The organism is Pseudomonas leptonychotis, assembly GCF_004920405.1.
GTDB lineage: Bacteria > Pseudomonadota > Gammaproteobacteria > Pseudomonadales > Pseudomonadaceae > Aquipseudomonas > Aquipseudomonas leptonychotis.
Window position 1 is genome coordinate 97,153 of sequence record NZ_RFLV01000004.1, and the last position, 23,508, is coordinate 120,660.

General features: G+C 59.0%; 25 protein-coding genes and 1 pseudogene. 14 read left to right on the plus strand and 12 right to left on the minus strand.

The window, feature by feature from the left end; translation table 11 throughout:
- Window positions 1-20: 20 nt before the first annotated feature.
- Window positions 21-1,310, minus strand: a complete 1,290-nt coding sequence (gene arcA, locus D8779_RS17170) for an arginine deiminase (RefSeq protein WP_420875613.1) — start codon at window positions 1,308-1,310, stop codon at window positions 21-23.
- Window positions 1,288-2,715 (minus strand): arginine-ornithine antiporter, encoded by a 1,428-nt coding sequence (arcD, locus tag D8779_RS17175; RefSeq protein ID WP_136665694.1) that lies wholly within the window; start codon window positions 2,713-2,715, stop codon window positions 1,288-1,290. Before arcD ends, arcA begins: the two co-directional genes overlap by 23 nt.
- A gap of 377 nt (window positions 2,716-3,092) precedes the next feature.
- Between arcD and hrpA the strand changes: the two genes are divergently transcribed.
- Both hrpA and D8779_RS17185 read left to right on the plus strand, forming a co-directional pair.
- Complete coding sequence (gene hrpA / locus D8779_RS17180) at window positions 3,093-7,169, plus strand: ATP-dependent RNA helicase HrpA (RefSeq protein ID WP_136665695.1); 4,077 nt, start codon at window positions 3,093-3,095, stop codon at window positions 7,167-7,169.
- Window positions 7,170-7,254: 85 nt separating this feature from the next.
- Window positions 7,255-8,052, plus strand: coding sequence for a substrate-binding periplasmic protein (locus D8779_RS17185; protein WP_240789754.1), 798 nt, complete (start codon window positions 7,255-7,257; stop codon window positions 8,050-8,052).
- 210 nt (window positions 8,053-8,262) lie between these two features.
- Here the strand turns inward: D8779_RS17185 and D8779_RS20855 are convergent, their stop codons facing one another.
- The gene (locus tag D8779_RS20855; RefSeq protein ID WP_136665868.1) at window positions 8,263-8,589 is read right to left on the minus strand and encodes a hypothetical protein; all 327 of its coding nucleotides are present in this window, start codon (window positions 8,587-8,589) and stop codon (window positions 8,263-8,265) included.
- Window positions 8,590-8,897: 308 nt separating this feature from the next.
- Window positions 8,898-9,296, minus strand: a complete 399-nt coding sequence (gene merR / locus D8779_RS17195) for an Hg(II)-responsive transcriptional regulator (RefSeq protein WP_136665696.1) — start codon at window positions 9,294-9,296, stop codon at window positions 8,898-8,900.
- Between the two features lie 75 nt (window positions 9,297-9,371).
- Between merR and D8779_RS17200 the strand changes: the two genes are divergently transcribed.
- From D8779_RS17200 to D8779_RS20860, 3 genes are read left to right on the plus strand one after another with little or no spacing between them, the layout of a single operon-like run.
- Window positions 9,372-9,719 (plus strand): mercuric transporter MerT family protein, encoded by a 348-nt coding sequence (locus tag D8779_RS17200; protein WP_136665697.1) that lies wholly within the window; start codon window positions 9,372-9,374, stop codon window positions 9,717-9,719.
- A gap of 12 nt (window positions 9,720-9,731) precedes the next feature.
- Window positions 9,732-10,007: a mercury resistance system periplasmic binding protein MerP gene (gene merP / locus D8779_RS17205; protein ID WP_136665698.1), complete on the plus strand. Its 276-nt coding sequence runs from the start codon at window positions 9,732-9,734 to the stop codon at window positions 10,005-10,007.
- 7 nt (window positions 10,008-10,014) lie between these two features.
- On the plus strand, window positions 10,015-10,227 hold the full coding sequence (locus tag D8779_RS20860; RefSeq protein WP_136665699.1) for a GDCCVxC domain-containing (seleno)protein: 213 nt from the start codon (window positions 10,015-10,017) through the stop codon (window positions 10,225-10,227).
- Between the two features lie 358 nt (window positions 10,228-10,585).
- Here D8779_RS20860 and D8779_RS17215 read toward each other — a convergent pair whose 3' ends face one another.
- Complete coding sequence (locus D8779_RS17215) at window positions 10,586-11,326, minus strand: substrate-binding periplasmic protein (protein WP_136665700.1); 741 nt, start codon at window positions 11,324-11,326, stop codon at window positions 10,586-10,588.
- A gap of 380 nt (window positions 11,327-11,706) precedes the next feature.
- Here D8779_RS17215 and D8779_RS17220 point away from each other — a divergent pair.
- Window positions 11,707-11,910: pseudogene (locus D8779_RS17220) on the plus strand (tRNA (adenine(22)-N(1))-methyltransferase TrmK); the annotation flags it as partial.
- A 79-nt stretch (window positions 11,911-11,989) separates the two neighbouring features.
- On the opposite strand, the gene stpA reads toward D8779_RS17220, so the two are convergent.
- The 5 genes from stpA to D8779_RS17240 form a co-directional block, all read right to left on the minus strand.
- Complete coding sequence (stpA, locus tag D8779_RS17225) at window positions 11,990-13,267, minus strand: glucosylglycerol 3-phosphatase (protein WP_136665702.1); 1,278 nt, start codon at window positions 13,265-13,267, stop codon at window positions 11,990-11,992.
- A gap of 256 nt (window positions 13,268-13,523) precedes the next feature.
- Window positions 13,524-13,652 carry a hypothetical protein gene (locus D8779_RS20945; protein WP_276605891.1) on the minus strand — a complete coding sequence of 43 codons (129 nt, stop codon included), beginning with the start codon at window positions 13,650-13,652 and terminating at the stop codon, window positions 13,524-13,526.
- Between the two features lie 72 nt (window positions 13,653-13,724).
- Complete coding sequence (locus tag D8779_RS17230; RefSeq protein ID WP_136665703.1) at window positions 13,725-14,387, minus strand: transmembrane anchor protein; 663 nt, start codon at window positions 14,385-14,387, stop codon at window positions 13,725-13,727.
- A gap of 12 nt (window positions 14,388-14,399) precedes the next feature.
- On the minus strand, window positions 14,400-15,137 hold the full coding sequence (locus D8779_RS17235; RefSeq protein WP_136665704.1) for a HupE/UreJ family protein: 738 nt from the start codon (window positions 15,135-15,137) through the stop codon (window positions 14,400-14,402).
- 47 nt (window positions 15,138-15,184) lie between these two features.
- Window positions 15,185-15,544, minus strand: coding sequence for a hypothetical protein (locus tag D8779_RS17240; protein ID WP_136665705.1), 360 nt, complete (start codon window positions 15,542-15,544; stop codon window positions 15,185-15,187).
- 118 nt (window positions 15,545-15,662) lie between these two features.
- On the opposite strand from D8779_RS17240, the gene mreA reads away from it, so the two are divergent.
- From mreA to D8779_RS17255, 3 genes are all read left to right on the plus strand, one after another.
- The gene (gene mreA, locus D8779_RS17245; protein WP_045733414.1) at window positions 15,663-15,950 is read left to right on the plus strand and encodes a metal-sensing transcriptional repressor MreA; all 288 of its coding nucleotides are present in this window, start codon (window positions 15,663-15,665) and stop codon (window positions 15,948-15,950) included.
- A 33-nt stretch (window positions 15,951-15,983) separates the two neighbouring features.
- Window positions 15,984-16,334 carry a DUF3147 family protein gene (locus tag D8779_RS17250; RefSeq protein ID WP_136665706.1) on the plus strand — a complete coding sequence of 117 codons (351 nt, stop codon included), beginning with the start codon at window positions 15,984-15,986 and terminating at the stop codon, window positions 16,332-16,334.
- 276 nt (window positions 16,335-16,610) lie between these two features.
- Complete coding sequence (locus D8779_RS17255) at window positions 16,611-17,306, plus strand: tRNA (adenine(22)-N(1))-methyltransferase (protein ID WP_338109876.1); 696 nt, start codon at window positions 16,611-16,613, stop codon at window positions 17,304-17,306.
- 253 nt (window positions 17,307-17,559) lie between these two features.
- On the opposite strand, the gene D8779_RS17260 is transcribed toward D8779_RS17255, so the two are convergent.
- Complete coding sequence (locus tag D8779_RS17260; protein ID WP_136665708.1) at window positions 17,560-18,060, minus strand: lactoylglutathione lyase family protein; 501 nt, start codon at window positions 18,058-18,060, stop codon at window positions 17,560-17,562.
- 96 nt (window positions 18,061-18,156) lie between these two features.
- Between D8779_RS17260 and D8779_RS17265 the strand changes: the two genes are divergently transcribed.
- Window positions 18,157-19,047 carry a LysR family transcriptional regulator gene (locus tag D8779_RS17265; RefSeq protein ID WP_136665709.1) on the plus strand — a complete coding sequence of 297 codons (891 nt, stop codon included), beginning with the start codon at window positions 18,157-18,159 and terminating at the stop codon, window positions 19,045-19,047.
- A 140-nt stretch (window positions 19,048-19,187) separates the two neighbouring features.
- Here D8779_RS17265 and D8779_RS17270 read toward each other — a convergent pair whose 3' ends face one another.
- Complete coding sequence (locus D8779_RS17270; RefSeq protein ID WP_136665710.1) at window positions 19,188-19,583, minus strand: RidA family protein; 396 nt, start codon at window positions 19,581-19,583, stop codon at window positions 19,188-19,190.
- A 140-nt stretch (window positions 19,584-19,723) separates the two neighbouring features.
- Between D8779_RS17270 and D8779_RS17275 the strand changes: the two genes are divergently transcribed.
- From D8779_RS17275 to D8779_RS17290, 4 genes are all read left to right on the plus strand, one after another.
- A complete protein-coding gene (locus tag D8779_RS17275) occupies window positions 19,724-20,644 on the plus strand; it encodes a LysR family transcriptional regulator (RefSeq protein WP_136665711.1) in 921 nt (306 codons plus the stop codon).
- A 204-nt stretch (window positions 20,645-20,848) separates the two neighbouring features.
- Window positions 20,849-21,745, plus strand: a complete 897-nt coding sequence (locus D8779_RS17280; protein ID WP_205895838.1) for a LysR family transcriptional regulator — start codon at window positions 20,849-20,851, stop codon at window positions 21,743-21,745.
- Window positions 21,746-21,748: 3 nt separating this feature from the next.
- Window positions 21,749-22,651 carry a LysR family transcriptional regulator gene (locus D8779_RS17285; RefSeq protein ID WP_136665713.1) on the plus strand — a complete coding sequence of 301 codons (903 nt, stop codon included), beginning with the start codon at window positions 21,749-21,751 and terminating at the stop codon, window positions 22,649-22,651.
- 181 nt (window positions 22,652-22,832) lie between these two features.
- The gene (locus tag D8779_RS17290; RefSeq protein WP_136665714.1) at window positions 22,833-23,462 is read left to right on the plus strand and encodes a glutathione S-transferase; all 630 of its coding nucleotides are present in this window, start codon (window positions 22,833-22,835) and stop codon (window positions 23,460-23,462) included.
- Window positions 23,463-23,508: the final 46 nt, after the last annotated feature.

The following is a 23,508-nucleotide window of genomic DNA, read 5'->3' on the forward strand; positions in this document are numbered from 1 at the left end:
GCCGTAGGGGCAAGGCTTGGTCAGTAGTCGATGGGGTCGCGGATAATCGGGCACGTCATGCAGTGGCCGCCGCCGCGGCCGCGCCCCAGCTCGCTGGCGCTGATGGTGATGACTTCCACGCCAGCCTTGCGCAGCAGAGTATTGGTGTAGGTGTTGCGGTCGTAACCGACCACCACACCCGGTTCCAGGCAGACCACGTTGTTGCCGTCGTCCCACTGTTCACGCTCGGCTTCGTAGCTGTCGCCGCCGGTTTGCACCACGCGCAGTTTCTTCAGATTGAGGGAGTCGGCGACTACTTCGAGGAAGGTTTTTTCCTCGCGGCGTACATCGATGCCGCCGGGACGACTCTCGTCCGGCCGCAGGATGAAGGGCACGATGCCGTTCACCACATCCGGGAAGATGGTCACCAGGTCGCGGTCACAGAAGCTGAACACGGTGTCCAGGTGCATGGCGGCGCGGGAGTTGCCCAGGCCAGCCACCACTACCCGTTCAGCTGCGCCCTTGGCAAACAGTGCGCGGGCCACCTGGCCGATGGCCTGGTGCGAGGTGCGCTCGCCCATGCCGATCAGTACGGTGCCGTTACCGATGGGCATCACGTCGCCGCCTTCCAGCGTCGCTGAACCATGGTCTTGGTCCGGATCGCCGTACCAGATATCGAACGCCTCGTTGGCGAAGTCCGGGTGGAATTTGTAGATGGCGGTGGTCAGCAGGGTTTCCTGCCGGCGCGCCGGCCAGTGCATGGGGTTAAGGGTTACCCCTCCGTAGATCCAGCAGGTGGTGTCGCGGGTGAACTGGGTATTGGGCAGTGGCGCGAAGATAAAGCTGGATTCGCCGAGGTAGGCGTTGAACATCTTTGCCGCGTCCGAATCCTTGTGTTTGGCCAGGTCGGCGCCGGAGACTCCGCCGATCAGGAATTCGGCGATTCTGCGTGGCTCCAGCCCTTCGATAAAGGAACGTACCTCGTCCTGCAGGCCGATGCCGACGCTGTTGGGGCTGATCTTGCGGTCGAGGATCCATTTCAGGGCCTCAGGGTGTTTGACTGTTTCCTCCAGCAGGTTGTGCATCTCCAGCACTTCGATGTCGCGTTCGCGCATCTTGGTCATAAAGTCGAAGTGGTCACGCTTGGCCTGCGACACCCAGATCACGTCATCGAACAGCAACTCGTCGCAGTTGTTCGGGGTCAGGCGTAGGTGGGCCAGGCCTGGTGAACAGACCATTACCTTGTGCAGTTTGCCGGCTTCGGAATGAACGCCGAGGGCTTTCTTGGACATACTGAACTCCTGTTCGTTAGAGGCTAAGGGTGCCGTCATACAGCCCGTAGGCGGCGATGGCGGCGCCTATCAGCACGGCGGTGAAGATGATTTTTTCGACGCCAGTGAAGATGGGTTGGCCCAGCTCGCGTTTGGCCTTGGCGAATAGCAGGGCGCCAGGGGCATAGAGCAGGGCGGAGAGCAGCAGGTACTGGATGCCTCCGGCATAGAGCAGCCAGATGGCGTAGAGCAGGGCAATGCTGCCGATCAGCAGGTCCTTGTTGCGCTGACCGCGAGCGTGCTCGTAGCTTTCGCCGCGTATCGTCAGCAGCACGGCGTAGGCGGCGGACCAGAGGTAGGGCACCAGAATCATCGAGGTGGCCAGGTACAGCAGGCTGAGGTAGGTGGAGCTGCTGAACAGGGTGATGACCAGAAACAGCTGGATCAGCCCGTTGGTTAGCCACAGTGCGTTGGCCGGCACCTGATTGGCGTTCTCCTTGCGCAGAAACGCCGGCATGGTGTGGTCACGCGCGGCGGCGAAGAGAATCTCCGCACACAGCAAGGTCCAGGACAGCAGGGCACCGGCCAGCGAAACGACCAGGCCGATGGCGATAAATACAGCGCCCCAGCGGCCGACCACATGCTCAAGCACGTAGGCCATGGAGGGGTTCTTCAGCCCAGCCAGTTCGGCCTGGTTCATGATGCCCAGCGACAACACATTGACCAGCATCAGTAGCAGAAGCACGCTGGCGAAGCCGATCACGGTGGCCTTGCCGACATCGCTGCGTTTCTCGGCGCGGGCCGAATAGACGCTGGCACCTTCGATGCCGATAAACACCCATACGGTGACCAGCATCATGTTGCGCACCTGGTTCATCACGCTGCCCAGGTCCGGGTTGCCCAAGCCCCAGATGTCCGCAGTGAACACCTCAAACTTGAAGGCGATGGCGGCGATCACGATGAATAGCACCAGCGGCACCATCTTCGCGATGGTGGTCACGAAGTTGATAAAGGCCGCTTCCTTGATCCCGCGCAGCACCAGAAAGTGCACACCCCAGAGCACCAGAGAGGCACCAATCACCGCCGGCACAGTATTGCCTTCACCGAAAACCGGGAAGAAGTAGCCGAGGGTGGAGAACAACAGAACGAAGTAACTGACGTTGCCCAGCCAGGCGCTGATCCAGTAGCCCCAGGCCGAGGAAAAGCCCATGTAGTCGCCGAAGCCGGCCTTGGCGTAGGCGTAGACACCGGAATCCAGCTCCGGCTTGCGGTTGGCTAGGGTCTGAAAGACGAAGGCCAGGGTCAGCATGCCGACCGCAGTGATGGCCCAGCCGATCAGCACGGCCCCGACCCCGGCGCTGGCTGCCATGTTCTGCGGCAGGGAGAAAATCCCGCCGCCGACCATGGAGCCGACTACCAAGGCGACTAATGCGCCTAGGCGCAATTTTTGTGTCGAATCAGGCATTTCACATACCTCCATGTCAGGGAACAGGGGGGTATTGAGCGCTCTTGCAGGGCGACCGTAGTGACTTGGGTCAATAGACCGCGATTAAGCGCACAAACGCGCTCCGATGCCGGTCAATCGCAGCCTAAAGAGAGCAATAAGAGTTGCGCGATTACTCTACGGCGGGGCTCTTGGCAAGGTCGGATTGTTGCAGGCCTAGTCAGCTTTTATGGCCATGCAAGGGCGGGGCATGAAGATTTTTTTCACACGGGAAGATGGCGAAGGCTGATCATTTGCCTCGATCCCTGAGATTTATGGGGTTCCTGACCTCACTCGGCAAATCTGCGACAATCGCCACCCTTTTGCTCTTCCCCCTGACCCCACCCCGCGATTACCTGATGACCGAAGCCACGCCCGCCGTTGACCAACTGCTGAAAAACCTCGACCAGACGCTGCTGGGTGATCGTCATCGCCTGCGCCGCCAGTTGCATGAGCTGCGTAAGCAGAATCCGGTGGATGAAGCCAAGCTGGCGCAGTGGCTGCAGCGCTTTGAGGCCTCCGTGGCCAAAGTCGAGGCGCGCCGGCTGAGTGTGCCGGCGATGCGTTATGACGATGCGCTGCCGATTGCCGCCAAGCGTGACGAGATCAAGGCTGCCATCAGTAAACACCAAGTGGTGGTGATCGCCGGCGAGACCGGCTCGGGTAAAACCACTCAGCTGCCGAAAATCTGTCTGGAGCTAGGTCGCGGCGTACATGGGCTGATTGGTCACACCCAGCCGCGGCGTCTGGCGGCGCGCAGCGTGGCGACAAGGGTGGCGGAAGAAATTGGCACGCCGCTGGGCGAGTTGGTCGGCTATCAAGTGCGCTTCGAGGATCAGAGCAACGAGCGCAGCCTGATCAAGCTGATGACCGACGGCATCCTGCTGGCCGAGACCCAGCACGACCGCTACCTGGAAAAGTACGACACGATCATTGTCGACGAAGCTCACGAACGCAGCCTGAACATCGACTTCCTCCTGGGCTTTCTGAAAACCCTGCTGGTGCGCCGGCCTGACCTGAAACTGATCATTACCTCGGCCACCATCGACCTGCAGCGTTTCTCCGAACACTTCGATGGCGCGCCGATTGTCGAGGTGTCTGGCCGCACCTTCCCGGTGGACACCTGGTACCGTCCGCTGGCCGCCGAGCAGGATGAGGAGGGCAATCGGGTCGAAGAAGACCTGTCGGTTGACCAGGCGATTCTCGCCACCCTCGATGAAATTGCCGCGTTTGAAAAGAGTGAAGGCACACGCCCAGGCGACGTCTTGGTGTTCCTGCCCGGCGAGCGTGAAATTCGCGACGCCGCCGAGGTGCTGCGCAAGGCCAACCTGCGCATGACCGAGGTGCTGCCGCTGTATGCGCGCCTGACCCCAGCCGAGCAGCAGAAGATTTTCGCGCCCATGGGTGCCCGCAAAATCGTGCTGGCCACCAACGTCGCGGAAACCTCGCTGACCGTGCCGGGCATTCGCTATGTAATCGACAGCGGTACGGCGCGTATCAGCCGCTACAGCTACCGCGCCAAGGTGCAGCGCCTGCCGATTGAAGCCATCAGCCAAGCCAGTGCCAATCAGCGCAAGGGCCGTTGCGGGCGGGTTGAGCCGGGCATCTGTATTCGCTTGTTCAGTGAGGAGGACTTCATCGGCCGGCCGGCTTTTACCGATCCGGAAATCCTCCGCACCAACCTGGCCGCGGTGATTTTGCAGATGCTGCACCTGCGCCTCGGCGAGATCGAAGCCTTCCCCTTTATCGAACCACCAGACGGCAAAGCCATCAGCGACGGCTTCAACCTGTTGCAGGAACTCTCGGCGGTGAACCGCGAGGGTCAGCTCACCCCGCTGGGCCGCCAGTTGGCCCGTTTGCCGGTGGACCCGCGCCTGGGCCGCATGGTGCTGGAAGGGGCCAAACAGGGCAGCCTGGAAGAAATCCTGATCATCGCCAGTGCGCTGTCGGTACAAGATGTGCGCGAGCGTCCGTCCGACCGTCAGCAGGCGGCCGACCAAGCCCACGCGCAGTGGAAGGATGTCGACTCTGACTTCGCCGCGCTGATCAATCTCTGGCGCGGCTTTGAAGAGCAGCGCCAGGCGTTGGGCTCAAGCGCGCTGCGTAGCTGGTGTCGGAAGAACTTCCTCAACTATTTGCGCCTGCGTGAATGGCGTGATTCCCACCGCCAGTTGGTGCTGATTACCCGTGATCTGCAGCTGCAAGCACCCAGTGGGAGCGGCTTCAGCCGCGATGCAAACTCGCAAAAAACCAGTCGCGGCCAAGGCTCCTCCCACAAGGGAGTGCCAGCCGATGCGCATCCGCAACCGACCACCGACAGCAAGGTCAATGTCATCGTCCGTGAGCAGGCCGAGGCCGGCGAGGCCGCGCAACGAGCCAAAGGCTACGCCGCCGTGCATAAGGCGATTCTCGCCGGGCTGCTTAGCCAGATCGGTCAAAAGACTGAAGACGGCGACTACCTCGGCGCCCGCCAACGGCGTTTCTGGGTGCATCCGTCTTCGGTGATCGGCCGCAAGAAACCTACGTGGCTGATGGCTGCCGAGCTGGTGGAAACCACCAAGTTGTTCGCGCGCATGGTGGCCAAGATTGAACCGGATTGGATCGAGCCCTTGGCCGGCCATCTGATCAAGAAAAACCATATGGAACCGCACTGGGAGAAGAAGCGCGGCCAGGTAGTCGCTTATGAGCAAATCAGCCTCTACGGCATGATTGTCGTGGGTCGCCGCGCCGTGCATTTCGGCCCGATTGAGCCGGTGGTCTCGCGTGAACTGTTTATCCGCGAAGGCCTGGTGGGCGGTGAAATGCACAGCCGCGCCAAGTGCCTGACCGCCAACCGTCAGCTGCTGGAAAAGCTCGACGAGCTGGAAGCCAAGGCGCGTCGGCGCGACATTCTCGCCGACGAAGAAACCCTGTTCGCTTATTACGAGGCACGCCTGCCGTCGGAGATTTACCAGAGCGCCACCTTCGACAGTTGGTACAAAACCGAAAGCGCGAAAAATCCGCAGCTGTTGATCATGCGCGAGGAGGACGTGCTCGCCCGCGATGCCAAAGAGGTCACCGCCGCGCAATACCCGGACACCTTGAGTTTGGGTGAATTGACCCTGCCACTGACCTATCACTTCGAACCCAATCACCCGCGCGACGGCGTGACCTTGCGGGTGCCCGCACCTTTGCTGCCGCAACTGCCGACTGAGCGACTGGAATGGCTGGTGCCGGGCCTGCTGGAGGCCAAGTGCATGGCTCTGGTGCGCGGCCTGCCCAAGGCGCTGCGCAAGAACTTTGTGCCGGTGCCGGACTTTGTCGGTGCGGCCTTAAGCAAAGTGCAGTTTGCCGAAGGCAGCTTGTCGCTTTCCTTGGGCCGCGAGCTGACGCGCATGACCGGTGCGCGGGTCAGCGACGAGGCATGGGCCGAGTCCGAAGCGCAGCTGGAAGGGCATCTGCGGATGAATATCGAGGTGGTCGACAACCAGGGCAAGCCCTTGGGCGAAGGCCGCGATCTGGCTGAGCTGACCGCGCGTTTCAGCGAAGCGACGCAGGCCGGTCTGGCCCTGCCGAAAACCGCCAAGAGTCAGCAGCCGGTCGAAGCCAAAGCCTTTAGTGAAGTTGCAGCCAAGACCCAGCAGCAGGTCGCGGGTCTGTCCATGACGGTTTACCCGGCGCTGGTGGAAGAGGCGGGCGTGGTCAAGGAAGGGCGCTTCCCCACCTTGGCCGAAGCCGAGTTTCAGCATCGTCGTGCGCTGCAACGCTTGCTGCTGCAGCAACTGGCCGAGCCGGCGAAGTTTCTGCGTAATAAATTACCGGGGCTGACCGAACTGGCGTTGCTCTACCGCGACATGGGCCGGGTCGATGCGTTGGTCGAAGACATCCTGCTCGCCAGCCTCGACAGCTGCATCCTCGACGGTGAGGCCAATCTGCCGCGCGACGGTGCCGGGCTGGCGGCGCTGGCCGAGCGCAAGCGTGGCGACTGGGCCGAGCATGCCGAGCGTTTAGCCAAGCTGACGCTGGAAGTGCTTAAGCTCTGGCACGGTTTGCAAAAGCGGTTCAAAGGAAAAATCGACCTGGCTCAGGCGATGGCGCTGAACGATATCAAGCAGCAACTGAGCAACCTGGTGTACCCCGGCTTCGTTCGCGAAACCCCGACCCAGTGGCTCAAGGAGATGCCGCGTTACCTCAAAGCCATCGAGCAGCGTTTTGACAAAATTGGCAGCCAGGTGCAACGCGACCGTGTGTGGAGCGGCGAGTTAGGCGGTTACTGGGAGCAGTACCAGGCGCGTTTGGCCAAGCACAGTCAGGAAGGTAAGCGCGATGCGCAGCTGGTGCTGTATCGCTGGCTGCTGGAGGAGTACCGCGTGTCGTTGTTTGCCCAACAGCTGGGTACCAAGCTACCGGTGTCGGATAAGCGTCTGAGTAAACAGTGGAGTAGTGTGGACGCCTGACCGGTATTTTTGCTGATCGCTGCCATCTGCTTCGCCAGGTGGCTAGATTCGAGAACCGCATACTAACCCTGCATGAGTTGTCCTCTTGGCTGCAGTCTTTATTGGTCTATCAGCATTGTTGCGCCAATGCCTATTCGCCGCGCCGCTACTGGTGTTACTGCCAGCCTTGGCCGTGGCGAATTGCCAGAAAACCTTACGCTGGGCCGACGATCCACCCTTTAGCATGCGGGCGGAAGACGGTTCTGTCGTAGGTATCTATGTCGATGCTAACCGCGAGGTGTTGGAGCGCCTGGGTTGCGAAGTGCGGTTGCGTAAGCTGCCTTGGGGCCGTGCGCTTAAAGAGCTTGAGATCGGTCGGCTGGATATTTTGCCGGGCGCTTTCAAGCGTCCAGAGCGTGAGGTTTATGCGCACTTCTCCGGCACCATTTTGCCGCCCTCGCGCAATATTCTGTTCATGCACCGGCTCGCCCTGGCACGCTGGCCGATTAGCCAGCTCTTAGCGCTACAGCACAGCGATTTTCGTTTGGGGGCACAGATCAACGTCTCTTACGGTGCAGACTTCGAGCATCTGATGCGGAATCAAGCATGGGCCGAGCGGGTATTTATGTCCGCCAACCGACTCAACCTGTGGCGCATGATGGGTAAAGGCCGGATTGACGGCGTGATTGCTGATGAAAATACCGGTGCCTATGAAATTCATCAGCTAGGCCTGCAGAGCGAGATAAAACCTTCCAATGTTGTGGTGTCCAGTGAGGCTGCTGAAGTGGCATTCAGCAAGAAAACCACAGACTCAGCCTTTGTCCAGGCTTATGCCGATGCGCTACGTGAGCTGGTGGCGAGCGGCAGTTATGCACGGATCGTGCAGCGCTATGTGAGGCCGTAAACGGCAGCGCTTTCCCTGACGACGTCTGTATATCCGCAGCAGTTCGCTTGCTTTATTAACGGTTGGCGCGGTTGTGTGATGTTTGGCTGATTAGAGAAACCACGCCATCGCTAAAACGGATGGTGGGAGTGCAATAGCCCCGAGAGCCGGGGCTGGTTGGGATCGAGCCGCAACGGCCGTTGGCGGCAGGCTGAAATTGGCCAGCAGTGTTTAAACGAATACCTGCCGAGCCATCCCGCGTGGGATGCGGTTTCTACCCGGCAGTTGTTCCAGGCGTTGCTGCCATTGTGCTCGGGGTTTCAGGGCAGTGGTTGGCTTTACCAACTCAGCCGTTGCGGCAGCGGCCTTCGCAGCTTTTGCCGCGGCTCTGAGTTCAGCAAGACTTGGGGTTTTACGGACAGGCTCAGCAGTACCTTTCTCAACGCTGCGCAGGCACAGCTTGCATGAAACCTGAGTTACATCCTGAGTACTGCTCAGGTTTGAGCCAGTGCGTCCACATGCGACATTTTCCGCGGACGCGGCGTAGTGAATAGCCAACGTGTTATCTCCTGCATTTTTGGGGCGCGGGATTTTACACGGTTCGCTTAGCACGCCAACGGCTTATCGTTGCGTCGTGGCAGAGTTATGGGTACGGCCGAATAGTGGCGCCATGTCCAAGCCTGCGCAGTTGTGCGTGGTAACGCTCTGGTCCTGGATTTCACTTGGCCGTGACAGTTGCTAGGCAGGTTGGTAGATAAATACACGATAGGCCGCAGTCGGCGCAGAAGCGGACAGTCGTGATAAGCAATGGGCCTATCGCTTCGCTTCACTGGTTGCCGATTTAGTGTGGTGACATCCAGCTGAGTTCACTCCCCATCTAGTGCATTAATGATAGGGCAAGCGGCACCGCCATCGCCTACATCACATTGCTGCACCAGTCCGCCAAGGACCTTCTGCATGGCTGCAAGGTCGGCCATTTTTTGCTGAATCAAGGTCATCTTCCGCACAGCCAGTGCACGTGTCTGAACACAAGTGCACCCAGCATCTAACGTCAGCAATGCGCCGACCTCATCTAGAGTGAAGCCAAGCGCCTGTGCTCGCTTGATGAATCGCACCCGTTTGATCTGCTCAGGTAGGTAGCGCCGATAGCCCCCCAGCGGTTTTGGCGGCTCATCCATAAGGCCGCGTCGCTGGTAATAGCGAATCGACTCGATGTTCACCCCGGCAGCTTCCGCCAGTTTGCCGATAGTCAGTGTCGTTGCCATCACAAACCCCTTGATTCCGTACTCAGGTACAGAGTTTAGAGTAACGCCTAGTTGGATAGGTTCAAGGAGATCGCGATGACTCAGTTCACCGGTAAAGGCTCGCTTATCGCGAGTGTATTGGCCGCCATTGGTGCGTCGCTTTGTTGTGTCGGGCCGCTCGTATTGTTGGCGCTTGGTATCAGCGGATCATGGATCGGCAGCCTGACGGCGATGGAGCCATACCGACCTTTCTTCATCGGTCTGACTTTGCTGTTTCTAGGGCTGGCTTTCCGCAAGCTTTACCTGAAACCACTGGCGTGCCCAGCAGGCACGGCCTGTGCAGATCCGCACACGACTACTCGGCAGCGACGCATATTCTGGATCGTAACGGGGCTGCTACTGGGGCTGTTGGTCGTGCCGTGGTTCGCCCCACTGTTCTATTGAAGGAGACTCACCATGCGAAAATTGCTACTGGCTGTGCTCGTCGCCTTACCCATAGTGACGCTGGCGGCTGCAGCGGAAACCATTACGCTCGAGGTGCTAAAGATGACCTGTGCGGTCTGCCCGATCACGGTCAAGAAGTCACTGGAAAAGCTGCCAGGAGTAAGTGCCGTCAAAGTCGATTTTGATGAGAAAACGGCGATCGTCACTTTTGACCCGGCTATAACAAACTCCGAGGCGCTGACTGCAGCAACTACGAACGCGGGTTATCCCTCCTCAGTGCACAAGTGAGGCGGTGATGAGCGCCATAATTCTCGAATCGGTATTAACTTGCCCGCACTGTGGTCATGCCCAGCAGGAAACCATGCCCACAGATGCATGCCAGTTCTACTACGAATGCTTGAACTGCAAGACGTTACTAAGACCGCAAGCGGGCCACTGTTGTGTTTTCTGCTCGTTCGGCTCAGTGCCATGCCCGCCAATTCAGCAGCAGCAGCGAGGGTGCTGCTGAGCGGGTTTGCACACGGTTACCATTTCCTGAGACTCACTAGCATCCTGGAGGATTCTCAGAATGGAGAATGAGTACTGATATTTTGACTAACCTGACCGTCTGCAACGGGTCGGAAACGACCTGTCACGAGAGGCTGTTAGCGGCCAGAAGCGGACAGTCAGATCCCATATTGATGCAAATCACCTGTCTGTCGCACCTATCTGTCAGGACAAACATCCTGCTCTATCGTGGCTATAAGGGGAGGAAGTGAATTATTTTTAATCGCTGGTCGCGCTGGGGTTCAAATACCAGCTTGGCTCATCAAAATTTGTTCACTCCGCCCCCCTTTGGTTTTTCGCTGGCATGCCGTCACCAGCGCTTACAACCCATACTTCAGTAACAAATCCTGGTAAGCCGACCCTGATTTGACCTTTTCTAGCGCACGCGTGAACTGACTCACCAGTGCATCCTCAGTCCCCAGAGTAAAGGCAAGATAGCCTTCGCCAGCCAACTCGGTGAGCTCAAAAAGCCTCTCAACTTGACTGAAATCCAAGCCCAAACGCTGGGTCGCGTAGAACAGCATGGTGGGATCTTCGGGCAGAAGGTCAAACCGGCCGTGGAAGAATTTGCGGATATTGGATTCATCATTGTTGGCAATATCCAGATTGGCGGCCAAACCCTGTTTACTCAGATAACGAAACCGGCTGCCTTGCGCAGCAACGCCGATTCGATACTGGCCCAGCTCGCTGACACTGCTCGCCTGCACATCCTGGCGCGACTTGAGTCGATAGACGACTATCTTAAAGGGCACCAAAGACCCGACCCAACGGTAGTCCAGTTCACTTTCTTGATTGCGGTAGACGGTAAAGATCAGGTTATTGGGCTGCTCCAGCACACAGCATTCAATTCTTGGCCAGGGTTGCAGCTTGATCGGTACCTTGCTGCCCGCCTCTTTGAGCACCAGCTGTACGACCTCGACAGCAAAGCCAGCAGCTTGCCCCGAGCTGCTATCAAGGTACTGGTAAGGTGCTTCCTCCGGAGCGTAGACCCCAATCTCCGTCGCCCATACCCTGCCACTGAGCAATGCCAGTCCAAAGCAAATCAGAACCTTAATAACCATTCAGATCAACCTGCTCCCAGTCCGCTTAAGCTGCCACCGCAGCGTCTGCCTGGTCCAACGCAAAAGAGCGGAAACGCACAATTAATTGCGTTCCTCTCCGCGGCTTCCAGGCTCATACCCATACCACTGACTTGCAGTTGTACTCTAGAGCTAATGGCCGGTGCACCGACCCGCCGGACAGCTTCTGCACCCGTTTCAACGCCTGAATCCAACACATAAGTGCAACGCTGACCCCTGAATATACGGAATCGCCCCTAGTTTCATAGCCATATCTGAGAGTCCGCTTTGGGTCGACTTCAGTCGGATCCCCTACACTGCCCGGCAGAATCGCGCGCCGATCTGGCCGTCCGTGCCGGACGCTGGTGGTGAAGGGGCTGAAATTGAACGAGTGGGCATTGTTCAAGCGTCTGGAGTGCGTAGTCGCGCATGTGCCGGCAGGTGCGCGGCTGGCCGATATTGGCTCTGATCACTGCTACCTACCTGTGGCATTGATGTGCCGCGGCGTGATCACGGTGGTGGCCGGCGAGGTGGCGTTGACGCCGTTTCACGCGGCTGAACGATCCGTGCGCGAGAGCGAGCTGGAATAACTAGGGACAGACCACAATTAATCCTCAAACCTCACCACCACCACCACCACCACCACCACCAACAGCAGCCAGCTTCCTACCGTCCCACATACCCCTCAGCCAACGCACAGAAAAATTCCACGTATTGCCTATGCCCACCACAAAAAATCACATCCAGTTTTAGCGGGTCTGCGCTGTCGCTGATGCCTGCGAAGGCTGGCCAGGGTGCCAGGCTGGGGTCGTTTGTGCAGCATTGCAGGTGCGCCAGATCGATGCCGGGGCGGGCGACTTCGCCGTTGCTGCTGTCGATATAGGCCAGGGTGTTGTTGCTGTCGAAGGCTTCGCCGAGTCGCTGCACCAGGCTAAGAAAGCCGCGGTCGCTGCCGCCGCGCAGTTGTTGCTGTTGGCCGTCTAGGGTGCGGGTGTTGGAGGTGACGGTGTCGCCGACGCCGAGGATGCGCGGCATCAGCGCCGGGTCGAAATGCTCGCGGGCCAGTTGCAGTAGCGCGCCCTGGTCGCGCGGGGCCTGGCGGGCGTTGAAGTGTTCGCCCAGCGGGTAGTGCCCGGTGCGTTGCTGGTAGTAGTGGTTGAGGATCAGCAGCACGCCGACTTCCTTGATCGCGCCCTTGAGCATGAACTGGAAGTCGGTGCTGCCGGCGTCATCGCCATCGCTGTATTTGAGCCGTTCGTGGCCCTGGGCGTCGTGCCCGAGATTGGGCGCGTAGTGGACGAAGAAGGCGTCCACCAGGTCAGCCTGGCTGGCTTGCTGTTGCAAGGCGCTCATAAAGTCGGCGACCGCTTGCTGCAATTGCCGGTAAAGCGTCGGTTGGGCACTGAAGCGTTGGTAGAGGCTATTGAGGTTGAGGGTCGGCGAGGCGAGGTTGTCCAGCACGCTGGCACCGACCAGGGCGGTGATCTCGGCCGCGGCGAGGGCGTAGGGCGGGGCGGCCAGCAGTTCGGTGAGAAAGCGCGTGGCCTTGTCCGGCACGCCTTGCAGAAAGGCCAACTCGGCTGCGCTGACGCCTGGATGGCTGACCCTGGCGAAGCGATCCTGCAACTGCACGCCACCGGCGGCCAGCCCCGGCAGGTAAAGGCCCTGTTCGCGGGCATGGTTGGGGTCGTCGAAGGCTTTGTCGATTATGTCGTTCACTCCGCGGATGCCGATATGCTCGCCGTTGGTCAGTACCTGGAAACACCCGGCCAGACGCGCCGCGGCCTGGACATAGCGGCGCTCGATGGTGCGGGTCAGTGGGTCGCGCACCAGATCCATGCAGACGCCGTCCAGGTCCTGGATGATCAGCAGTTTGTCGGTCGCGAGAAGGGATTCGAGCAGGCGCGGGTGGTCGAGGGAGAAGCGTTGGTTGTGGGTAGTCATGGGGGCATCTTACGCACAGTGTTGGGCTTGACCAATGTTGAGGCCGGGATGTTGATGGTTGATCAAAAAAATGGGACGGCCATTAGGCGGCCTGCTGTTGGCCGACAGTTGCCGGTCATGAAGGGCAGAAGTCGGCCAAAAGCCGCCATTCAACAATTCGGTGGCATATGTAGCGGAAGCCGAGAGGAAGAGAAATTATTTGATTGTCACGTCCAAGTAACGGCTCATTGCACGTGACAACACTGCACTTCAGCACTTAATCGTGAGCATGGCCGTGGCTTTCGACTTCGGACTGGGTTTCCGGCTCGTCGGCGCCACATGCCGACAGTAGGCCAAACAGGCAAACCAACAGCAGGGAGCGGGTCTGGGTAGCTGTGATTTTCATCGTCTATTCCTTTTGATTTCGATCATGAATGTAGAAGCCCCCAGTGCCTGATGACGCTGGGGGCTTTCTGCCTTAAATAACTCGTTTAACGCTCAGGTACTCGCCTTTGGTCTTGAGCGTGATGGTCACATCGCTGTTGCTGCGGTTGCGCCAGAACCAGCCATGGGTGCCGTCGAAGATGGCGGTGAATTCGCCTTTGTCGCCCTTGACCTGCTTGCCCTTGCTGTAGCTGTGGAAGTAGCCATTCGGGCCGTTGTAGGGCTCGCCATGGGTGTCGTGGTTGACCGGAGCACCATCGGTTGTCCATTCGTAGCTGACCGTGGTCTTGTCCAGCATTTCCAGTTTGATTTCACTGGCCTCGCCCGGCTTCAGTGTGACGGTCACTTCATCGGACTTCAGGGCTGGCTTAGGCTCAGCTACAGGCTCTACAGCAGGTACTGCTGCAACGGGCTCTTGAGCCACAGGCTGAACAGGCGCAGGGGCTTCTACGACTGGGGCAGTCGCGGGTTGAATAGCTGCATCCGCTACCGCTTCTTCGGTCAGGGTTTTCTTTATTTCGCCCATCTGGGTCAGGCCGAGTAAGCGACCAGCCCCCGTTGGGTCGATGGCGTACTCCGACGGCATCACCACGGTGACTAGCAAGACCGCAGCAACAACTATGGCAATAACGGTGGAGCGCAGCAGTTGGCGGCTGGTAGGCAATTCGCTTTGGGTCGGAAGCTTGGTATTGAACATGCGGAGAATTCCTTATTGAGAGACGATCAGGCCGGTGAGCTGGTAACCCATCAAGAGGAAACCGGCGCTCATCATGGCGACGTTGGCGGTGTAGGCATGACGCCAGAAGCTGGCGGTGCGTCGCCAGTAGCCCATGACAATCAGGATGGCGCTCAAGGCCAGAAGCTGGCCGATTTCGACGCCGACATTAAAGGCGATCAGGTTGGTGATCAGGCCGTCTGCCGAGATCTCATATTCCTGAATCTTGGTCGCCAGACCAAAGCCATGCAGCAAACCGAAAATCAGCGTGGCCGCTTGGGTGTTCGGCTGGTGGCCGAACCAGCGCTGAAATGCACCTAGGTTATCCAGCGCCTTGTACACCACCGAGAAACCGATGATGGCGTCGATCACATAGGAGCTGATGTTGATTTCCGCCAGTACGCCCAACAACAGCGTCACGGTGTGACCCACGGCGAACAGCGTGACGTAGAGCCCCACGTCCTTCAGGCGGTAGAGAAAGAAGATCACCCCGAAGAGGAACAGCAGGTGGTCGTAGCCGGTGATCATGTGCTTTGCGCCCATGTAGATGAACGGCAGCACCATCACCCCGGAGCTTTCCTGGATAAAGCCCTTGTCGCCCTCGGCAACGGCGTGGGCCAGTGCGTCAGGCATGCCGAGAAACAGCAATGCCGTGAACAGCAGCAACAGTAGTAACGAGCGATTCGGGCGCACGGCAGATACGTCCATTGCGCCCATAGATAGCGAATGCATGGTTGAGTCCTAAATTAAAGGGGGCTTGGGCCGCATAGCAGCCCGTTTCAGAGCACGAATGTGGGGCGTGGTGGCCGCTCGATCAGGAAGATCGGACTGGGAGGAATGGAGTAGCGAGGGGTTTCTATCGGCTGCGCACGCTCTGGCAGCGTGCTTATGCTCAGCAGCGAGGTCAGGTGTGGTGTTTCATGCAGATGGTCGGCGGTCAGCGGCGAGTGGCAGTGATCCCCGTACGCAGCACAGGCCAGCGTCTCGTCACCATGCGCATGTGAATGAGCACCGTCATTGCCGCTCAAGGAAGGCTGGCTCGATCCCATAAACAGCGCAGAGGTATGTCCAGCCCAAGCCAGCAATATGGCTAGAGCAAGGGCAAAAATCACCTTGGTACTGATGGGATTGCTGAGCATATTGTGGTTCTTTCGATGCCTAAGCGGATGGCTTTTCTGGAGGGGTGATCGGTTTGACCGTATCCCCCGGGGGGGGATAGCATGCGAGCGTAATTCATCGATGCACGAGACTCAAGGCATGAGCGATCACGAACACGGCCACCAGCACCAAAGTCATGGCGACATCATCAAAAGGTTGAAGCGTGCGGAGGGTCACCTGCGCAGCATCGTCACCATGATCGAAGACAGCCGAGCCTGCGTGGACATCGCCCAGCAGCTGCATGCCGTGGAAAAAGCCGTTTGCCAGGCCAAGCGTGTGCTTATCCAAGACCATATCGACCACTGCCTGGAACATACGGTCGAAGCACTTGCGATAGGCGAGCGCGCATCACTCGAAGATTTCAAGCAAATCACCAAGTACCTCTGAGGCGGCTCAACACTAACGGCGAGGAGATGCAGGATGGCATGGCTAATCAGCAAATATTTCCTGACCGCAGTCGTGGTCGTTGTGGTTTCGGAGATCGCGAAGCGTAGTGACAAATTTGGGGGACTTATTGCGGCGTTGCCCCTGATCACCGTATTGACGCTTATCTGGCTAAACGTTGAAAACCAGCCAGCAGAAAAGATCGCTAACCATGCGTGGTACACCTTCTGGTACGTGTTGCCCACCTTGCCGACGCTACTCGCGTTCCCCATGCTTCTGACCCGCTTCGGCTTCTGGCCAGCTCTGCTGATCTACATCGTCGCTACCGCTGCTTGTTTCGGTTTGTTTGCCTTGTGCGTCCGTCGTTTTGGCATCGAACTGCTATAGGCCAATTAAGTACATCGCCCCTTGTCTGCTTATGCGTTGAAGGGCATGTGGCGCTGTAATGTCTACTAATTGGCCGACTTCTGCCTATCCCCACCGGCAGTTATGGGTCGATAACAGCCCATTACTAAGTTTCGTTATTAGTGCTCCCCTGAAGCCTAGGCTCGGGGCGGATGCATAGCGCTGGTCGCAGAAATTTGCCATACACGGCGTTGCTCGACAAAATCGCGGCCCGATTTGGCCCAATGGCCGGACGTCGATGCTAAGAAGGGGCTGGAGTTGAATGAGCTGACATTGTCCATGCGCCTGGAACGTGTAGCGGCGCATGTGCCGGCCGGGGCGCGGCTGGCTGATATTGGTTCGGACCACGCTTATCTGCCGGTAGCATTGATGCGCCGTGGTGCCATCGAAACTGCGGTGGCGGGGGAGGTGGCTTTGACGCCGTTCCACGCGGCCGAACGCAGCGTGCGCGAGAGCGACTTGAGCCAACTCATCAGCGTGCGCCTGGCAGATGGTTTGGCGGCGATTGAGACGGGCGACGCAATCACGGCAATCAGCATTTGCGGAATGGGCGGCGAGCGGATTCGCGACATTCTGGACAGCGGCAAGGCGCACCTGAGTGGTCAGGAACGTTTGATCCTGCAGCCCAACGGCGGCGAACAGCCACTGCGCCAATGGCTGATGGACAATGGCTACCGCATCCTCTGCGAGGAAGTGCTGCGAGAGAATCGCTTTGCCTACGAAATCATCGTTGCCGAACGCTCTGGCCCGGTGCTGTACAGCGCCGAAGAGCTGTACTTTGGCCCGCTGCAGATGCAGGCACGTAGCCCTGCGTTCCTGGCCAAATGGCAACGCATGCTGCGTCTGAAGCAGCAGACCCTGGCCGACTTCGCTCACGCGCGGCAGGCTGTGCCCGAGGAGAAGGTGCAGAAGGTTGCCCAGCAAGCGCAGTGGATTATTCAGCTGCTGGCGTAAGCCTGGCTCAGACGGCGGGTGCGTTACAGGCTATGCCCGACCTTGGAGCGCACTGCGCAGGCCGAGCCTTTATTCAAGTGCGCTCCCAGGCCGCTGGCTGCCACTCGTGACAAGCGGCAGCCGTACCCAATAGTCTGGGAAACGCCGATTTTTACGGTATGGCAGGCGCTGCGGGCCCCATCAACCGACCCGCTTGTTGGGTGGGTCGAGACAGTGGCTGTAGCGCCTGCGGGTAATGTTTCAGCGCCATGCTCTATGCGTAGGCGCCTGCCGAGTACGTCAGCTCGTAGCTGTGGCTGTAAATCTCCAGGATGTTGCCGAACGGGTCTTCCATGTAAACCATGCGGTAAGGTTTTTCCCCTGGGAAGTACTCGCGTACCGGCATGCGCTGCTTACCGCCGGCAGCGACAATTTTAGCGGCCAGGCCTTCGACGTCCGGGTCCTGGACGCAGAAGTGGAAAATGCCGGTCTTCCAGTATTCGAAGTTGTTCTCTGGTTTTACCGCGTTGCGGAATTGGAAGATTTCTACGCCAATGCGATCGCCGGTGGACATGTGGGCGATGCGAAACGAGCCCCAGCCGGCACCGAAGACGTCAGTGCACATCACACCGATGGCTGAGTCGTCTTCGCTGATGGTGGTCGCCGGCATGATCAGGTACCAGCCCATGACCTCGGTGTAGAACTTCACGGCGGCGTCGAGATCGGTGACCGACAGGCCGATGTGGGAAAAACTGCGTGGGTAAACGGGAGACATAACCAATACCTCGTGTTGAGTGGGTAGTGGTCAGTTTAGGTAGGGCTGGCCATAATCAAAATAATCATCAGGTTATGGTTTTGATAAGAGATCGTTATGCTAAACCCACAATGGCTGCGCACCTTCGCCACCCTTGTTGAACAGGGTAACTTCACTCGCACTGCCGAGCAGTTGGACTTGACTCAAGCCGCCGTCAGCCAGCATGTGCAGCGGCTTGAGGAGCGTTTGGGGCCGCTGTTGATTCGTCGGCCACGGCAACTTGAGCTGACGCCTGCGGGCCACGCCTTGTTGGCTTATTGCGAGGAAGTGGGCGCCGCTGATCAGCGTTTGCAGCAACGCTTGTCCGAGTCTGATGCTGAGCAGGGCGAGGTTGGCTTGATCAGCCCGGGCAGCATTGGCCTGGCGTTGTATCCGCTTTTGCTGGAGGTTCAGCAGGCCCATCCAGGGTTGAGCATCCGCCACCGTTTTGCACCGGATCACGAGGTGCTCAATGGCGTTTTGGAAAACCGTTTCGAGTTGGGTTTGGTGACGCTTAAGCCTGACGATCCGCGTCTGGCCGTGAGTCGTTTCGCTGAGGAACCGCTGGAGCTGGTGGTGCCGGCCGGTGAGCAGGTTAAAGGCTGGAGCGACCTTGAACGGCTGGGCTTTATCGACCATCCGGATGGTCAGGCCATGGCCGGGCGCTTGCTCAGTCGGCAGTTTCCCGGTAGCCCGGGCGTGCGTAACTTACCCAGTCGAGGTTTTATCAATCAGATTGGTCTGATCCTTGAGCCCGTTTCACGTGGCTTGGGGTTTAGCGTATTGCCGCGTTATGCGCGCCTAGCGTTTGCTCGACCGGAGTCCATTCAGGTGGTTGCCGGGGCGACTCCGTTGATCGATACCCTGTGGCTGCTGCACCGCGCAGAATGGCCCTTGTCGGCGCGTGCTGAATTAACCCTAAACCGCATCAGGCCCTATTTCTTGCCAGCACAGGATCTAAGCCAGTAACGGCTTGAAAAGCTATGCCCTTATCTGCCGGCGCCTGTTACGACGCCTCATTACAGTGCTAGGCAGATCAGTCGCTAATGTGGCGCAGACCACGATTTAACAAATCGCGGCCTACCTCGCAGGAGGGGCTTGGCCGTGCGCTACTCCGGCAGTTTGGCAATCACTTTGATCTCGAAGTCGAAGCCAGACAGCCAGGTTACGCCGAGAGCGGTCACTGTTGGGTAAGGTGCTTCGCCCCAGTATTCGGCCGCTACTTCCCAGATGGTTTCGAATTTCGAGTTGGGGTCGACCATAAAGATGGTCGTGTCGACCACATCATCGAAACTGCAGCCCGCTTCGGCCAGGATCGCATTGAGGTTGGCGAAGGTAAGGCGTACCTGCGTGCCTAGGTCCGGCTCGGGCGAACCATCCTTGCGGCTGCCAACTTGACCGGATACGAACAGAAAGCCGTTAGAGCGAATCGCTGGCGAGTAGCGATGCAGTTCGTACAGTGCATGGCGGTTAGGTGGGAATACCACATCACGTTTACTGGTCATTGCATGCCTCCATCGGGGCCATTGCGGCCCTTTGTTTACGATGGAGTCACTATAAAAAGACGGTCGGTACCGATAAACCAGCAACTCTAGCCATGACTGTTTGTAGAATCCAAACAATCTAGACCTGAATGAGACGTGAAATGGACCGTTTCGATGCGATGCAGGCCTTTGCCCGAGTGGTGGAAACCGGCAGTTTCACCAAGGCGGCAGCTACCTTGCACATGAGCAAGACCAGCGTGACGCAACTCGTCCAGCAACTGGAGGCGCGATTGCGTGTGCGACTGCTTAACCGCACCACGCGCAAGGTTAACGTCACCGCCGATGGTGCGGCCTACTACGAACGTGTCAAACGCTTGCTGGCCGATATGGACGATGCCGAAACCAGCCTATCCAGTGCGTCGATGGCACCGCGCGGGCGGCTGCGGGTGGATGTGCCCAGCCCGCTTGCGCGCATGCTGCTGATCCCGGCTTTGCCAGCGTTCTATGCACGCTACCCGGAGATCCAGCTGACCATGGGCGTGAGTGATCGCATCGTTGACATCATTGGCGAGAACGTCGACTGCGTGGTACGTGGTGGCGAGATCACTGATCAGTCCCTGGTGGCGCGACATGTGGGCGATCTGCAGCTTGGGGTCTACGCGGCGCCGAGCTATCTACAGCGTTCTGGTACCCCAATACACCCACGTGAGCTGGAAGAGGATAGCCACAGTACGGTGGGTTTTCTCTGGTCACGCACAGGCAAGGCTCTACCCTACGTGATGCAACGGGGCGAGGAACGTATCGAGGCTCAGGGCCGCCCACTGCTGACAGTCGATGATGGCAACGCCTACCTCGCCGCCGGCCTCGCCGGCCTGGGTATGCTCTGGCTCCCCCAATACATGGCCAAGCCGCATCTGACTGCAGGCGAGTTACAGCCGTTGTTCGAGGACTGGAAAATGGCACCAATGCCTATGTATCTAGCCTTCCCGCCAAGCCGACATGTTAGTGCCAAACTGCGGGTATTTATCGACTGGGTGATGGTGTTGATGGACGAGCATGCGCCTGTGATTGAACGGGGTTGATTGAGGCCGCTTTTGCTAACTGTTGCCAGTCAGCTGCGTCTATGGAATCTGAGGTGATTCATGCTGTCGTTGACGCGCTCTGCGTACAGGCTCAGGACTAAGCTGCGTGCAATCGGTGGGGTTGTAGTTGTTGAAACCATTGGTTAAGTAACTTTCTACGTTAAGTCTCGAAGCTAGGCGGTGAGTGTGGATAGGTTTCAGGAGATGACGGTACTGCTGGCCGTTGCTGAGGCGCAAAGCTTTGCTGGCGGCGCCAAGCTGATGGGTATGTCGCCGCCCAGTGTGACCCGGGTGATTGCCGGCTTGGAGAAGCGCCTGGGGACGCTGTTGTTGGCGCGCAGCACGCGCAGCCTGCGCCTGACCGAGGCAGGTCGGCGCTATGTGGAGGACTGCAAGCGCATCCTCCTGGAGCTGGAAGAAGCCGAAGAGCTGGCCACCGGCAGCAGCATTCGGGCACGGGGTAACCTGACTGTGACGGCGCCGGTTATGTTTGGCGAGCTGTACCTGATTCCGCTGATTACCGAGTACCTGTCGGCGCATCCACAGGTGACGATCAATGCGTTGTTGGTGGATCGCCTGGTGAATATGGTGGAGGAGGGCGTGGATGTCGCGATCCGCATCGGTCAGTTGCCGGAAACTGGCCTGCAGGCCATCAAGGTGGGGCACATTCGCCCAGTTATTTGCGCCGCACCGGCCTTTCTTGAGCGCTTTGGCCGACCGCAAGAGCCTAAGGCGGTCATGGCCGCGCCCATCGTGATGTCCTCTGCCAGCAGTCTGCTCACCGACTGGCAGTTCAACCTGGGCACCAGCTCCCTCACGCTGCACCCCAAGCCGCGCCTGATGGTGAGCTCCAATCAGGCGGCAATCAATGCCGCGCGCCTGGGTTGGGGGCTTACGCGGGTGCTGTCATACCAGGTGGCCGAACTGGTCGCGAAGGGCGAGTTGGAAATCATCCTCGATACCTTTGAGGCAGCGGCACTGCCGGTGCATGTGCTCTATCAAGGCGGCGGACGGGTACCCGCCAAGGTGCGTACTTTTGTCGACTTTTGTGCCGGCCGGTTTCTGCAAGATCCAGCGCTGCAAAAGGTCGGGAGCGCCTAGCGCATGAGTCGCTATCGGCAGATGCAGGTGTTCGAAGCCGTGGTGCAAGCCGGCAGCCTGGCAGCGGCCGCGCGTCAGCTTGATCTGTCGCCTGCGACCATCATGCGCAGCATTGGCGCACTGGAAGCACGCCTTAATAACCCCCTGTTGCTGCGCGGGCCGCGCGGCGTCGAGCTGAGCCCGGCGGGTGAGCAGTTTGCTGTGAGTTGTCGGCAGATTCTTGAGCAAACTGCGGTTGCCGAGCGCTCCGCCGCCGGCTTGCATGCATGCCCTGCCGGGCAGTTGACCGTCGCATTACCGCTGCTGATGGATCAGCAGGTGTTTATGCCAATCGCCCTCGACTATCTGGCAGCTTTCCCCGAGGTGCAGCTGGTCACCCAGGCCAGCGAAGGCGTGCCCAAACTGCTTGAAGAAGGCATTGATATCGCCTTGGTGGTGGGCCATTTGCCGAACTCTTCCGGGTTCGCCATGCCGGTGGGCAGGGTGCGGCCAATTGTCTGCGGTGCTCCCGCTTACCTGGCCAAGTGGGGTCGCCCGCAGACGCCAGACGATCTCAAAGGGCACCGCAGCGTGTTGACCACGGCAGCCGGCCAACAAAGTGAATGGCGCTTTCGCTGCGAGCGCGCCACGCGCGTGGTTAAACCTGCGCCAGTGCTGACCTGCACCACCCAACGTGCGGCCATCCATGCCGCGACCCTGGGCTTGGGCCTGATTCGCTGCATGAGCTATGAGGCGCACCATGAACTGCAGAGCGGTTTGCTTGAGCCGGTATTGAGCGATTTTGTCAGCCAGGACCTGCCCGCGCAGTTGATCTACCGTGACGGACGCCGGGCCGAGGCGCGGGTACGTACCTTTATCGACTTCGCCACGCCAAAGCTGCGCGCTCACCCCGCATTTCTTGGCTGACAAGGCGCGGCAGCCATGCCCGTGTGGCAGCCGCATTCTTTTAGAAAACGAAATTATGCATTGCTTTGCATGGTGATTCTGCTTAACCGCAAGCGGGCGCAGCATGGACCCACCAGCGCAAGAGTCGTCGACTTGGTTTGACGCCGCGCTGACTTCCCTGACCCCCATACGGAGCCGCACCATGTCCCAGCCAGCTATCAAACTCTATCGTCACCCACTTTCCGGCCACGCCCATCGCGTCGAGTTGTTGCTGTCACTGTTAAAACTGCCCACCGAGTTGGTGTTTGTCGACCTGGCCAATGGTGCGCACAAAAAACCTGAATTCCTCGCCATCAACGCCTTTGGGCAAGTGCCCGTTATCGATGACAGTGGCATTATCCTCAGCGACTCCAACGCCATCCTCGTCTATCTGGCGAAGAAGTATGGCAACGGTAGCTGGCTGGCTGAAGATCCCCTAGCCGCTGCGCGTATTCAGCGCTGGCTGTCGGTGGCGGCTGGCCAGCTCGCCTTTGGCCCGGCATCTGCTCGGCTGATCACGGTGTTCGGTGCGCCATTGAATGCCGAGGAGGTGATCGCGCGTTCCCATGCTTTGCTCAACGTAATGGACGGCGAACTGGCCAGCACACCTTTTCTGGCGGGCGCTGCCGCCACCATCGCCGATGTTGCCAACTACACCTATATCGCCCATGCGCCGGAAGGCAATGTCTCGCTGCAGGCCTACCCGAATGTGCGCGCTTGGCTGGAAAGGGTCCAAGCCCTGCCAGGTTTTGTGCCCATGCAACCTACTGCAGCAGGCCTGCAAGCCGCCTGAGTCCGCCACAGGCTGCCGGGTACCCGGCAGCCGCTCTTGAGGAGCG